16 protein-coding genes and 2 tRNA genes are annotated in these 12,930 nt (G+C 42.2%); 5 read left to right on the forward strand and 13 right to left on the reverse strand.

Going from position 1 to position 12,930, the window contains the following annotated elements; genetic code table 11:
* From imuA to dnaQ, 5 genes are all read right to left on the reverse strand, one after another.
* Positions 1-687: a translesion DNA synthesis-associated protein ImuA gene (gene imuA, locus CWC29_RS10895; protein ID WP_138523793.1), complete on the reverse strand. Its 687-nt coding sequence runs from the start codon at positions 685-687 to the stop codon at positions 1-3.
* Positions 688-1,539: 852 nt separating this feature from the next.
* A tRNA-Asp gene (locus tag CWC29_RS10900) sits at positions 1,540-1,616 on the reverse strand.
* Between the two features lie 41 nt (positions 1,617-1,657).
* Positions 1,658-1,734 (reverse strand) — tRNA-Asp (locus tag CWC29_RS10905).
* Between the two features lie 110 nt (positions 1,735-1,844).
* A complete protein-coding gene (locus tag CWC29_RS10910) occupies positions 1,845-3,215 on the reverse strand; it encodes a TIGR03503 family protein (RefSeq protein ID WP_128726882.1) in 1,371 nt (456 codons plus the stop codon).
* A gap of 100 nt (positions 3,216-3,315) precedes the next feature.
* Positions 3,316-4,026, reverse strand: a complete 711-nt coding sequence (gene dnaQ, locus CWC29_RS10915) for a DNA polymerase III subunit epsilon (protein WP_128726883.1) — start codon at positions 4,024-4,026, stop codon at positions 3,316-3,318.
* 69 nt (positions 4,027-4,095) lie between these two features.
* On the opposite strand from dnaQ, the gene rnhA reads away from it, so the two are divergent.
* Positions 4,096-4,566, forward strand: a complete 471-nt coding sequence (gene rnhA, locus CWC29_RS10920; RefSeq protein WP_099029375.1) for a ribonuclease HI — start codon at positions 4,096-4,098, stop codon at positions 4,564-4,566.
* 63 nt (positions 4,567-4,629) lie between these two features.
* Here rnhA and CWC29_RS10925 read toward each other — a convergent pair whose 3' ends face one another.
* The gene (locus CWC29_RS10925) at positions 4,630-5,379 is read right to left on the reverse strand and encodes a class I SAM-dependent methyltransferase (RefSeq protein ID WP_010370946.1); all 750 of its coding nucleotides are present in this window, start codon (positions 5,377-5,379) and stop codon (positions 4,630-4,632) included.
* Between the two features lie 52 nt (positions 5,380-5,431).
* Here CWC29_RS10925 and gloB point away from each other — a divergent pair, with 52 nt between their 5' ends.
* Both gloB and CWC29_RS10935 read left to right on the forward strand, forming a co-directional pair.
* A complete protein-coding gene (gloB, locus tag CWC29_RS10930) occupies positions 5,432-6,199 on the forward strand; it encodes a hydroxyacylglutathione hydrolase (protein WP_128726884.1) in 768 nt (255 codons plus the stop codon).
* Between the two features lie 227 nt (positions 6,200-6,426).
* Positions 6,427-8,001 (forward strand): lytic transglycosylase, encoded by a 1,575-nt coding sequence (locus tag CWC29_RS10935; RefSeq protein ID WP_128726885.1) that lies wholly within the window; start codon positions 6,427-6,429, stop codon positions 7,999-8,001.
* 230 nt (positions 8,002-8,231) lie between these two features.
* Here CWC29_RS10935 and CWC29_RS10940 read toward each other — a convergent pair whose 3' ends face one another.
* The 4 genes from CWC29_RS10940 to CWC29_RS10955 form a co-directional block, all read right to left on the reverse strand.
* Positions 8,232-8,432 (reverse strand): hypothetical protein, encoded by a 201-nt coding sequence (locus CWC29_RS10940; protein WP_039496929.1) that lies wholly within the window; start codon positions 8,430-8,432, stop codon positions 8,232-8,234.
* A 205-nt stretch (positions 8,433-8,637) separates the two neighbouring features.
* A complete protein-coding gene (locus tag CWC29_RS10945) occupies positions 8,638-9,081 on the reverse strand; it encodes a flavodoxin (protein ID WP_128726886.1) in 444 nt (147 codons plus the stop codon).
* The gene (truC, locus tag CWC29_RS10950; RefSeq protein WP_128726887.1) at positions 9,081-9,815 is read right to left on the reverse strand and encodes a tRNA pseudouridine(65) synthase TruC; all 735 of its coding nucleotides are present in this window, start codon (positions 9,813-9,815) and stop codon (positions 9,081-9,083) included. The genes CWC29_RS10945 and truC overlap by 1 nt, the downstream gene beginning before the upstream one ends.
* Positions 9,815-10,132: a YqcC family protein gene (locus CWC29_RS10955; RefSeq protein WP_099029380.1), complete on the reverse strand. Its 318-nt coding sequence runs from the start codon at positions 10,130-10,132 to the stop codon at positions 9,815-9,817. The genes truC and CWC29_RS10955 overlap by 1 nt, the downstream gene beginning before the upstream one ends.
* 158 nt (positions 10,133-10,290) lie before the next feature.
* Here CWC29_RS10955 and CWC29_RS10960 point away from each other — a divergent pair, with 158 nt between their 5' ends.
* Both CWC29_RS10960 and CWC29_RS10965 read left to right on the forward strand, forming a co-directional pair.
* Entirely contained in the window at positions 10,291-11,319 is a 1,029-nt protein-coding gene (locus tag CWC29_RS10960) for a DUF3549 family protein (protein WP_128726888.1), read from the forward strand.
* Complete coding sequence (locus tag CWC29_RS10965) at positions 11,320-11,625, forward strand: DUF3301 domain-containing protein (RefSeq protein WP_039496919.1); 306 nt, start codon at positions 11,320-11,322, stop codon at positions 11,623-11,625.
* A gap of 69 nt (positions 11,626-11,694) precedes the next feature.
* Here the strand turns inward: CWC29_RS10965 and CWC29_RS10970 are convergent, their stop codons facing one another.
* From CWC29_RS10970 to CWC29_RS10980, 3 genes are read right to left on the reverse strand one after another with little or no spacing between them, the layout of a single operon-like run.
* Positions 11,695-11,988: a hypothetical protein gene (locus CWC29_RS10970; protein WP_128726889.1), complete on the reverse strand. Its 294-nt coding sequence runs from the start codon at positions 11,986-11,988 to the stop codon at positions 11,695-11,697.
* Positions 11,967-12,230, reverse strand: coding sequence for a hypothetical protein (locus CWC29_RS10975; protein WP_128726890.1), 264 nt, complete (start codon positions 12,228-12,230; stop codon positions 11,967-11,969). The genes CWC29_RS10970 and CWC29_RS10975 overlap by 22 nt, the downstream gene beginning before the upstream one ends.
* 22 nt (positions 12,231-12,252) lie before the next feature.
* On the reverse strand, positions 12,253-12,600 hold the full coding sequence (locus CWC29_RS10980) for a DUF805 domain-containing protein (protein WP_128726891.1): 348 nt from the start codon (positions 12,598-12,600) through the stop codon (positions 12,253-12,255).
* Positions 12,601-12,930: the final 330 nt, after the last annotated feature.

Consider the following 12,930-nt stretch of genomic DNA (forward strand, 5'->3'; position numbering starts at 1 on the left):
CTAGCTCGTTAAACGCCGCTCATAGCCCGAAAGTGCAACTATATTATCGCTAACATGAGGTAGATTTGGCTTTTCAAGCTCTGGCCAATAATGGGGATTCTCTAGTTTAAGACTGCGATGTGCAAAGTGCCCCTTGTGCTTCTTTACTGTCACATCCAAGCTGCTGTGCTGTGCTTGTAAAACCACTGAAAGTGTAAATGGTAAAGTCTGGGCGTACTGTGCTTGATGTAAAACAAATAACCTACAACTCCCCGCCTGTGCACCTAACTGCAAACGCTTTACAGCAGCAATAGAAAGCGCTTCGTGCCAAAGTACAAGTGCACTACACACACCACTTTTTACGCATTGCTCCGCAGCCCATAGTGCTTCTTTTTCACTTGGAGGCTGTACAATCATAAATTCACTCAGATCTAACGATAAATAATGCAATGCTGCGGCATGTATTTGTCCTGGAGGATTAATTAATACCTTCAAACGGTTATCATCCACAAAATGGGGCAATATCAACCTTAACTCTCCTATTCCCATTGCAGTTTTCACACCAATCACACCTTGTTGCGGCCAACCACCGCACAGTAAATCGTCAAGTGCAGCAAAGCGAGTACTGACGACATCATGCTGCGCGGCCTGTCCACGTCCACGCCAAAGCAAGTTTTTACGCTCAAGAAGATCTATATAATTCGCCATACATCACCAAATACTGTTTATATATACAGTATATTTAAATAAAGGCAGATCGCAAGTAGATCGCTAGAAAAGAGGCGAGTTAAAAATAACCATAGTTTGCGCTTTAAGTTAATCGTGTTTTGCTTAGGAGAAATGAGATCTACAAAATGTATTTGTATAAAAGGCGACAAGAACTGAGATGTAAAACAATGAGTGTGGCGCGTAGATAATCGTCTTTTGGCTTAGCTGAATGCTATCCACTTAGGTAACAGCTAACCAACTGAACTACCACTTTCTTTACACTAAGCTGCAAAACGACAAAACTGTGCTTATTTTACTTGTAGTAGGGCTATATTTTTAATTTCTAATAGTAAAGGAAGCTTACTAAGAAGAGAAAATGCAAACTGGCGGAGTGGACGGGACTCGAACCCACGCCCCCCGGCGTGACTGGCCGCTTTCTCTAAGGCAACAGCTAACCAACTGAACTATCACTTTGCTGCAACGAGCAAAGTTATACCGACATTATTATAAGCTTATGTTGAAAAATAAGTTACTGGACTGTGATGACAAAGGGAAGACTAACGTAAATGAGCTTTTTTATTTTGCTAAAGGAAGTCTACTAAGAAGAGAAAATGCAAACTGGCGGAGTGGACGGGACTCGAACCCGCGACCCCCGGCGTGACTGGCCGCTTTCTCTAAGGCAACAGCTAACCAACTGAACTATCACTTTGCTGCAACGAGCAAAGTTATACCGACATTATTATAAGCTTATGTTGAAAAATGAGTTACTTGACAATGATGACAAGGGAAAGACTAAAGAAAATGAGCTATTTGATTTTGCTCAATGAAGCTTGCTTAGAAGAAAATGCAAACTGGCGGAGTGGACGGGACTCGAACCCGCGACCCCCGGCGTGACAGGCCGGTATTCTAACCAACTGAACTACCACTCCGCAGAGATATCTTAATGACATTATTTTACTCGTTTTAGTGTTGGCGGAGTGGACGGGACTCGAACCCGCGACCCCCGGCGTGACAGGCCGGTATTCTAACCAACTGAACTACCACTCCGCGTCATATTCTTGCAGTGTTTGCTGTAAGGTGTGCTCCCTGACAGCGGCGTGAATAATACGAATGACCCCCTCATGAGTCAACCGTTTTTTGAAAAAAAACCGTGTTTTTTAGTTATCTTTCATTGAAAGGTTCAAAATATCACCTGATTTATCATTTTTTGAACCATTACCTGCTGCGTTATTTTCAGATGGCCCTAAATCATCAAGATCAATGACTTCTTCGGTTTTCTTAAATGGGTTCTTTAACATTGGTACTTTTAACTTAATTGGTTTTTTTTGCACAAAAATGCGAATAACTAACCCACCAAGCAATAATACAACTAAGTTACCAGCAACGATAATACTGACTAATAGCGCTGTACTTATAGTCGGCTCTGGTTCTGGAGCGGGTTGTTTCGCTGCTGGTAACGCAGTGGCTTCTAACTCAGGCACTTTTTCAATGGGCCTTTCAATTTCAAAGTTATAGTTTGGCAACGTAGCCATAAACTCACGGCCATTGATATTTTCACCAAATGCTGAGATTTCTATGCTATAACGACCCCAGTCATAATTCTTGATTGGTAGCTGACGATAAAGTCGCTCTTCGGCATCTAAAGTAAACATCTGCTCTTCACCATTGGGGTAAAAGATTTTACCTTGTAACAAGATAGTTTCTGGCTTTATAACCGTGTCGTCTAACGTGATAGTAAGACCATGTTCAAGCTCGTTTTCGCCCGCAAGCATCAATTCAAAGTTGAATGGCGGCTCAGCAATAACAATGGGAGATTTAATCACTCTTCTTTTTAGAATGGGCGTTTCAATGAAAAATTCTGGCTGCCACTCCCCTGCTGGAAAATTTAATTTAAACTCACCAGTAAAAATTCCATCCAAGGGCCTTTCATCAAATTCGCGACCATCATCTTTAAAGTCGGTTACACTTTGCGTACCTGCCCCAAAGTTTGCATATTCATCGTTATTGGTGCTGGAGAACTCTACATACAAAGTCACGACATCCCGAAAGTAACCTACATCTATCGGTTCGCCATCATTGGTCACACGACCTGTTACCTTCAATACTTCACCACGGAACAATAACGGAGGCAAAGCTTCAACTTCGAGCTCAATGTCACCCAATACCATAATGCGGCTGTTTTTTTGGATCTGTCCGATAACTTGCCAAGGGCCTGGCGTCGGATTTTTTAGAATGATCAAGTCATAGCTGACTTCGTCGTACCATTGCAGTGCATCATTATCTAGCGAACTGGTCGCATAATATTTACTGCCATCAGGCTTCACAAGTACCACGGCAGGCGTGCCAGGTGCGCGAAAAAACAGTAAAGTAATCTCTTCAATATTATAATCAATGCGAAAACGGTTATCTAAAAGAGGGATTTCATTTACCTTGCCGTCCCGCTGTAACATCGTTATCTGTGGTGTTTGAGCGCCAACAATCGTACTTACTAGCAGTACAAACCCCAAGATAAGCTGTTTTAGATTCATGCATTAACCCTACATTGCCTTGATGGCCTGAGTGATCTTTTTCTGGGATAAAGCCCTTAGTTAAGCGTCTACCCCATCCCAACGATACCGATTGTATTCATTATTGTTGCCACAAGCTTTGTCCACAAGCTTTGTTTACAAGCTCTAAACGTTCTGTATGTGCTTGTTCTTCATCGGCAGAAGCACGTAAAACTTTAAGTGCAGGGCGATTACTGTCTAAACGAATAATGCCACCGCCTGAGCTAGCCTGCTCACCTTTATTTTGGTTCGCCAAATTGAGCTTTTTTTGGCCTCCCGTCATCGAAAGGTAAACATCAGCAAGGATCTCGGAATCCAGCAAAGCGCCGTGCAACGTACGCTTTGAGTTATCGATATCATAGCGACGGCACAGTGCATCTAGACTGTTCTTCTGGCCTGGATGAAGATCCCTGGCCATCACCAAGGTATCTAGCACTTGGCAATAGTCATGGGTCGCCGGAAAGCCTTGATTTAGCTTAGCAAACTCGTGATCCATAAAGCCGACGTCGAACGGCGCGTTATGAATGACAAGCTCAGCTCCTTTAATATAGTCAAAAAACTCTTGCGCAATTTGATGGAAAAAAGGTTTATCGCGTAAAAATTCGTTGGTGATACCGTGAACATCAATGGCTTCTTCTTCAATGTCGCGCTGAGGGTTAATATATACGTGGAAGTTATTCCCCGTTAGTCTGCGATTGACTAGCTCAACACAACCAATTTCAATGATCCTGTGCCCTGCTTTAGGATCAATACCTGTGGTTTCTGTATCCAGTACTATTTGCCGTGTGTGCATATCGTTGCCCGCTTAACTTTGCTATTATTTTGCCCTATTCGCACATTTTACATAAAAATAGGCAATTCAGTGCAAAAAACCGTAGAGATTTATACCGATGGCTCGTGTTTAGGTAACCCAGGTCCAGGTGGTTATGGTGTTTACCTTTCCTATCAAGGACATGAAAAAGAAATGAGTGCAGGGTATAAGCTCACAACCAATAACAGAATGGAAATGCTTGCAGCCATTGTTGCACTCGAAACATTAAAGCGTCCCTGCGATATCATTCTGTATACCGACAGCCAATATGTTAAGCAAGGCATTGAGTCTTGGCTTGAAAACTGGAAAAAGCGCAATTGGAAAACCGCAGCTAAACAACCGGTAAAAAATGTCGATTTATGGCAAAGACTGGACGCTGCCACCAGCCGGCACACGATCCAGTGGCGCTGGGTAAAAGGCCACGCTGGAAATAAATACAATGAGCTTGTCGATGATTTAGCACGAGAAGCGGCTTCAGGCTCAAATCTACTTGTAGATGAGGGCTACGAAGCCAGCGTCTAACTAGGGAGTCATTCTATAACAAATAACAGCTCCCTTAAGATTTATCTTAAGAACTAACACTCGTTATTCTTTATCTTGGCAGGTTTGCCTGAGCCCAGCTCCTTTCACAGCGGGTGTCCACTTGGGCTTTACATGCCATTTGGGTTTGATTGGAGTGAGCGGCATCACCCGCTTTCTTGCCACCAACATATACACGCTTCCCATCGGCTTTAAGTAATGACGACAAAAGCGGCGCCATGGCGCAAAACGAGAAAGCCTGGAGCCTCGCGCTAAAGACGCGTAAATAAAGCGCTCGTCACCAACAATCTCAAACCCGAGTAAGTCTAGCCAATCCTTCACCCGAGATGGAGTAAAGAAGCGCCCTGACCAAGGGAGTTTTTCTTTACTAAAGGGAAGCATTTGCGCCACACCACATAAACTAAACGGATTAAAACCTGAGATCACAATATAACCACCGGGAATAAGTGTGCGATGGGCTTCGCGTAGAATATGATGCGGATCAGAATGATATTCTAAGCACTGGCTTAAAATACAAGCATCGACTGAGTTTTCGTAAAAAGGTAGCTCGTCAATTTCAGCAAATACTCCGACATGTTTGCCTTGTGGGGCAACACAAACTTGATGCTTAATCGGGCTGGCAGAGGTATTCATTTGACCGCTCAAACAGCCGAGTTTTAGCATGTGGTAACCAAACATTCTTGGTAGCCACTCATCCAGTCGTTTTTGGATCCCCACTTTTAAATATTCACCGTGAGGAAAGTCCTGCCACTCATCGGGTTTGGGTCCTTGTAAAAAACTTAACGCTGGTTTCATTTACTAAGCTCGTTATACTGGTGTTATTAATCACTTTATAGAGCATTGCGTTATGGTGCAAGTCGATGCAATCAAAGCATTTGATGACAATTATATCTGGCTGATAAAAGACCCTCTACGTTCAAACTGTTGGGTGGTTGACCCCGGTGACGAACAACCTGTTTTAGATTACCTCGCCAAGTTTGATTTAACACTCCAAGGCATATTAGTCACCCATCATCATTGGGATCACACTGATGGCATTGCCCCGCTTTTATCACATTTTCCTAGCTTAACAGTCTACGGACCTAAAAATGGTAAATATAAAGGCATTACTCACGGCCTCAGTGAACATGATACGATCACACTTTTCGATACCACGCTGAACATTATTGCCACCCCAGGTCACACCTTAGATCATATCTGTTATGTAAATGATGAGCTGGCTTTTACGGGGGATACCTTATTCAATGCAGGTTGTGGCAGGCTTTTTGAGGGAACACCAAGCCAAATGTGGCACTCCTTTGAAAAGCTACTCACACTACCTGACACATGCAAAGTGTATTGCACGCACGAGTATACGCTCGCAAACCTTGCTTTTGCTGAGGCTGTTGAGCCCACTAACCAAGCACTGATCCAGTATCACCAACAAGCAAAGTCATTACGTGCCAGTAACGAGCGCACAATACCTACAACAATTGAACAACAAAAAGCAATCAATCCTTTTGTACGTGCCGCGAATGAAGCCATCCTCACCCATATTCCACCACAATTTATCACGTCAGAAAATACACCTGAAGCTCGCTTTAGTGCGCTAAGAAAATGGAAGGATAACTTCTAAAATATTCAATAGTGACCTAATGTAACGCCAAAATGACGCTTTTTTGGCGTACTTACATGGGAAGTATTGAATAAATTATCCATTTTCTTAGCAATGCCGCCAAAGATAAGCATTTCTAACGATTTTTAGGAAGTCGAAATAAAATAATAAAGAAGCTTTAAATGCTGATACAAACTCGGTAATATTGCCGAGTTTTTGTCCGAACCCCCAAGCAAAAGAACGCATTTATGAAAAAGCTCGCCTTTATTATTGCATCAACAGCAATATTAAGTGGTTGTGAAATCACACAAGAAACCCCATTGGAAGCTGCAACTGAACAAGTGAAGCAGGCCAACTTAGATCACGCGAGCCCTTATGATATCTCTCAAACACTCAGCACCTCATGGCAAGACGAAGATGAAGAGGCTGTGCCTGTATTTGACGATGTATGGGAGCGGATCCGTTATCAGTTATCTATCGAAGTACCGCAAAATAGACCTGTGGTCGCCGAACGTAATTACTATCAACGTCACCAAGCCTATTTAGACCGTATCGCAAAACGTGCAGAGCCTTACCTCTACTACATTGTTGAAGAAGTAGAAAAGCGCAATATGCCTGTCGAGATCGCGTTATTACCTATTGTAGAAAGCGCATTCGATCCCTTTGGCTATTCACACCGCACCGCTTCCGGTATTTGGCAATTTATGCCTCAAACAGGTGAACGCTTCAACCTCAAACAAAATTGGTGGTATGACGGCCGTCGCGATATTGTTGCATCAACGCAAGCGGCACTTGATTACCTCACCTACCTCCATAAAACGCTGGAAGGCGACTGGTTAAACGCAATTGCCGCTTACAATTCAGGTGAAGGTCGATTGCTCAGAGCAATCCGAAAAAACCGTAAAAAGCATTTGCCCACCGACTTTTGGTCTCTCGATTTACCTCGCGAGACCACTGCGTATGTTCCTAAATTACTTGCTTTGTCCGACCTATTAAAACGCTCAGATGAGTTTAAGGTCACGTGGCAACCTATCATCAATGCCCAAGTAGTTGATACTGTTGAAGTAGGGTCACAAATTGATCTAGCGCTTGCCGCTGAAATGGCTGATATTTCTTTAACTGAACTCTATCGCCTAAATCCAGGTTTTAATCGTTGGGCCACCGATCCAGATGGTCCACATCAGTTATTATTACCTATGGAAAAGGTTGACGCCTTTCAAGAGAAATTAGCTAAGACAGAAGTAAAAGATAGGCTTCGTTGGCAATATTATACGGTGCAAAAAGGAGATAGCCTGTCGGTCGTTGCGACTAAGTTTAATACTAGTATCGGCGCCATTCGCTCACTCAATAGCATCGATGGCAATATGATCCGTGTTGGCCAGAGGCTATTGGTGCCACTCAGTGATGGCGAATTGCAAAGTGAGCATTTACCACCAGAGGTGCGCCTTGCCGCCAACAAAGTGACCAAGAAAAAGCTCAGCCACACGGTAAAGTCAGGCGATACATTGTGGGATATCAGCCGCGAATATGATGTTACCGTTAAGCAATTAGCTAGCTGGAATAAGTTAAAAACCAATGCCGTTTTGCGCCTTGGACAAAAGCTTACCGTCTTTAAAGATGAAAAAGCAGCAAATCAAACCGTCCTCGTCAATACCGAACGCACAATCACTTACAAAGTGCGTAAAGGCGACTCACTAGCACGTATCGCCACTAAATTTAACGTTAGCGTGAATGAAATCGTCAAATGGAACAACCTGACTGGGCAGAAGTATCTCCAGCCAGGTCAAAAGTTAAAACTGAAAGTTCAGACGAAACGTGTTTAGCGCTAAGAGCTAGGGTTTAAAAATAAAAATCCAATATCAGTGATGATATTGGATTTTTACATATTAAAGCAGCACTTTTAACTCACTTTCCCTTAAAGATTACGATAGTTCTATCGTTTAAATACACAACTTTTCAACGTCGCTTATAGCTGATTTAAACCCAAAACTTTGGTTAGGCTTCAATACTGATTAAAATTATCTAAAGGAAGTTTCATAAAGAACTTATATCGTTAGTACATTATTGGCGTACCACCAATTCTCCTGCAAATTCTCGATGCGTTATCCGCGTCTCGATAATCAGTAAAAGAGTCAGCCCATAACAACTCACCATTTTTGTAACATTCAAGGTAAATTTCTTCGAATGCGGTAGCATTAGACGACATCGCGGTGGCAAAAATAGCAGATACAGCAAATAGAATCGGTTTAATCATTATTTTTTCCTTTTCATTAGTTTGAACTTTATAATATCGGTCAATTTTCATACAGCCAAGACTAATGTCACACAACGTAACCGAAATGTAAACATTTATGTTTTTTTGGTTACTATGACTATGCCGATGAGTTTGCTATTTAAGCAGGCAACGCGACCTATTAAGCCGCGTAAATTGAAAGGTAATGCTGAACAGAAGATAAAACCTAAAGGTTTTTTGCCAATGCTTGAAGCCAAGGCTCAGCAGGCTCCCAAGGCTCAAAATATTCACAGGCATCGATGTCTAGACGCGGTTGTACTCGAGTGGCGTTCAACTCTTCAATCAGGGTATCAATTTGTTTTCCTGCACCACAAAAAGTATCGCCATAACTAGAGTCCCCCAATGCGATGACCGCTACTTTTTTGCCCGTTAGCATCGGAAATTCGCTTTGCATTTGCAAAAATAAAGGCAACAAGTTATCGGGAATATCACCAGAGCCGGTAGTAGATGAAATAAACAAAATGTTTTCTGCTTGCGTTACATCAGTGATGGAAGCTGGTTCAATAACACTTGCCTCATGACCCGATTTATTCAAAAACTCAGCACTGTCATTTGCCAAGTTTTCAGCATTGCCGTACATACTTCCTACAAAAATGGAAACTTTTGCCATTATTTATAATCCTTCTCGTTATCTGACCAACCGAGCTGAGCGAAGACAGCTAATGCTTCTTCCCCCAAATCCGCGGTAATTGAAATCGTCGTGTTGGTATAAGGATGTACAAATTCCAATTTAGTTGCAAATAACATCAATCGACGTAAGCCAAAATGATCGACAAAAAAGTGGTTGTGTTTATTATCACCGTGATTAACATCACCAATAATCGGATGTGCTAAATAGTTGAGGTGGCGCCTGATCTGATGTTTTCTACCGGTTTTAGGAAAACACTCCACCAATGAGTAGCGGATACTTGGATACTTGCCAAGAGGAATTGGCAAGCTACCCTGCAATAAACAATTTATCTGTGTTTGCGCCTCCTGAGGAGCTTTATCCTGACAGGCAAACTTATCAGCGATTTTATCGAGCTCTTCTTTGAGTGGTCTGTCGACGAATCTAGATTCCGGAGCAAATCCGCGAACAAGCGCTAAATAGCGTTTTTGAATATTACCGCTAATAAAGACTTCATTCATGTCTCGCGCGGCCTCAGAACTTAGCGCAAACAGCAGCACGCCTGACGTCGGTCTATCTAAACGGTGAACGGGGAAAACATGTTGACCAAGTTGATCACGCAGCATTTGCATCGCAAATTGTGTTTCTCGCTTATCCAAAAACGAGCGATGAACCAATAACCCTGACGGCTTATTTATCGCAACATAATGCGCATCTTGATATAAAATCTCAAGCATTACGCGCTCTTTGCAATTGTATTATCAAGGTTTTTTAAGCACTGGTGCACTGCATTAAAATAAAGATGTTCACTCAATACCATTTCAGCCATTGGCGCAATCGCCATGTTTTCCGGTAATGCTTCGCCGCTCTCTACCATCGTTCGCATTTTACCCAAGAATACAAATTGCAACCACTGCGCGAAGGTCATCGTATCGCAACAAAATGGCTCTGTTGAGGTAAGCGCCTTAGCCGAAATTGGCTCATCTTGCCAAAGACCCGTTGCTTTTAAACAAGCCTCTAGTTCGTCTAACTGAATCAATAATTCCGAGTTCATCGGTTCCGTCTCTTTCTCAATTTTTTACATTATAGCAATTTGCATTATTTAGGAGCTAGCCAATTCTCTCAAGTGCACCTTTTTCATAGGCTTATCAGCGCCTCCAAAAGTAGCTATAATTGCCGCTATTGAAAATATAAGTAACATATAGAGCATTCATGACAGCGCAAATTTCAACTTTAGGTGAATTACTAACAAACGCCGGTACCCAGTGGCGAGTCTATGATATGGGTCGACGTATCACAAAAATAGATAAGAAGCAGTTTGCGCAAATCGAGAATACTCAAGTCCCTTATCCGTATCCGCTTGGTGGTCATGCCATCATGGCAATTCAATTTTGGGATAATGAAGCAACCGTTGATCCTTATGTTTGGTTTTTAAAATTTCCACTGGATGAGCAAAGCAAACTCATTATCGCCAGCCGTGACCACTTTGCCTCCATGGTACTCGAAGCATTAGGTACACAACTCACGGGCGAAACCGCTCAAGGGAAGCTTGATAACAACCCTTATGTCTTCACACCAAATGCGAACAAACTCGCAGCGTTCAATGCGCTATTAAAGCGTGAACTTAATCGCCCGGCTTCTCAATATTACGAGCACGCCGAACTCTATTTTTCTGGTAAGCTCGGGTTTGAACGCTGGCAAGAAATAGCGCTACAAGGCATTGCTGATTTTGCCCTACGTCTAGACCATGGTCATAATGCGAGCAACCTGCAACAGGTTTGGTCTGTTTTGCCGGCAGAAGTTAAAACCCCATTAGCCGCAATGCTTGAGCACGTTACGATCTCAACACCACAAACCGAAGACTTTTTAGCCGCTTTAACCCGCGCATGCTACGAGCAAAATAAGGACGCTGTAGTCACCAATTTGCGTGCAATGTCGGGAAGTCACGCGCTTGGTCTCATCGCGCAAGCAGTAGACACTATTTTAGCATCCGAGTTGGGTTCAGATGCAGATTGCTTACTCACTATTGCAGGGCGTGCTTGGGAGACATTAACCGACCAGCAAAGGCTCTTTATCTTTATGGAAAAAGCCGCTGAAAATAATCAAATCGATGGACTTTTCAGCAGTATTTTCGCAGACTTAGTTGCAATACCTATATTACGCCCACATGTTTTAGGGATTATTAGGGCAGAAAATCGCAGTGAAACTCTGTCTCGTGCAATTGGAAGGTTATTTTCTTAAATGACAACGCTTTGGCTTTTTATCATCGTATCATCTGTTATCGCGCTATTTTGGTATAGCCGTCAGATCGCAGAAGCGGCAAATAGGCATGCACAGCATCAAGCTGAAAGTTTGCAAGTGCAACTGTTAAGTGTTGCCTGCATTAAGCGCCGTTTCGGCGTATTAAAAGACGGCAAACTTGGAATAAAAAGCCAATTTATGTTTGAGTTTAGTTCAGATGGCGAGTCAGCCTATCAAGGTAAGCTTTACTTAGAAAATGAACGATTAGTCAAAAAAGAATTGCCCGCTTATAAAATCGCGAGCTAGTCTATTAAGTGTTGAAGTAGGTACTTAAATTAAATCGAATTTAAGTACCTATCAAAAGTGTTTAAGCCATCACTCAAAGCAAAATATACACACCCCGCGACGATGAGCCGTTGCCCGTTCTAAAAAGCCAACCAACTCTCTTAAATCGTCCTCGTCAATGCTATCTTCATCATACCGCTCTTCGGTCAATACAGTTTGAAACTTATGATGATAGTCTAACAGCGACTTGTTATTTCTGTATATTACTGCAGGCACACCATCGACACTGATAGGCATACCAAAATCATCTTCATCCCAATCATCAAATGGAAAGTCAAATAATTCAGGGGCGATATCTTCATCTAGGGTAAATTCAAAAGACACGGCTTGCCCATTAGTAAGATAAATACATGCTGAAGTGCTATGATAAGTTCGGCTGCATCTTTACTTTCAAGCGAGTCAGGGTGGCGACTATAACTTTTATCAAAAAGCCTTCTTAGCCCCCTTACCTCTTCATCACTTTTGTTCGCCACTATTTGTGAGAAAATCTCGCTATTAGAACCTGAACTGATCACATTATTAATGTCTTGATGCTCAACTTCATATAGATACATGGTGTGGCTCATTTTATTACCCCTGTGTCGTTAGTTACACATATCCTTTAACACTTGGTCCGTATTCATTCTCTCCAACATCACTATCCAGTACAGTAAAATATATGATGGCTATCAAACCAATAATAGGTACAAAACTTACCAAAACCCACCAACCAGAACGCCCAGTGTCATGAAGACGGCGAATGGATACAGCGACAGTGGGTACTAGTACCACTAAATAATAAATACCAGTTAAAATAAGGGTCCCTAAGAGCCCGTCAACTATCCCAATTACAAAGCCTATCAGCGCGTTGATCAGGATAAACATCCAATACTCTTTACGTCTTGAGCGTCCGCTAAAATCAGAATATCTTTTTAATACAGTTAGGTACCATTCCATTTTTTTTCCTTAGCTATTTTTGTTTGTTATAAGTTTCTGAGTACTGGATAGTCTCTCAATAAAGAGAGCCTGTAGCGCATTGACACCAATTGAATGAATTCTTCGACTACTTTGAAAGATGAAATAACATATGAGCTTCGTTAAAAATGTTTCTTTTAACCAAAAAAGGAAGCTTTTTACCCAGCGACTAAAGTTATTTTCACGTTTCGATGTAAATCAATTACTTAATAAAATCGGTATAAAACTAAAATGAAGGACTAATATTGCAATAAGCATAGAGATGGTTTGAAACTACAAGCCGATAGGTTTTGAGTATGATTCCAGAATAAG

The sequence above is a fragment of the Pseudoalteromonas galatheae genome (assembly GCF_005886105.2).
Classification (GTDB): Bacteria; Pseudomonadota; Gammaproteobacteria; order Enterobacterales; family Alteromonadaceae; genus Pseudoalteromonas; species Pseudoalteromonas galatheae.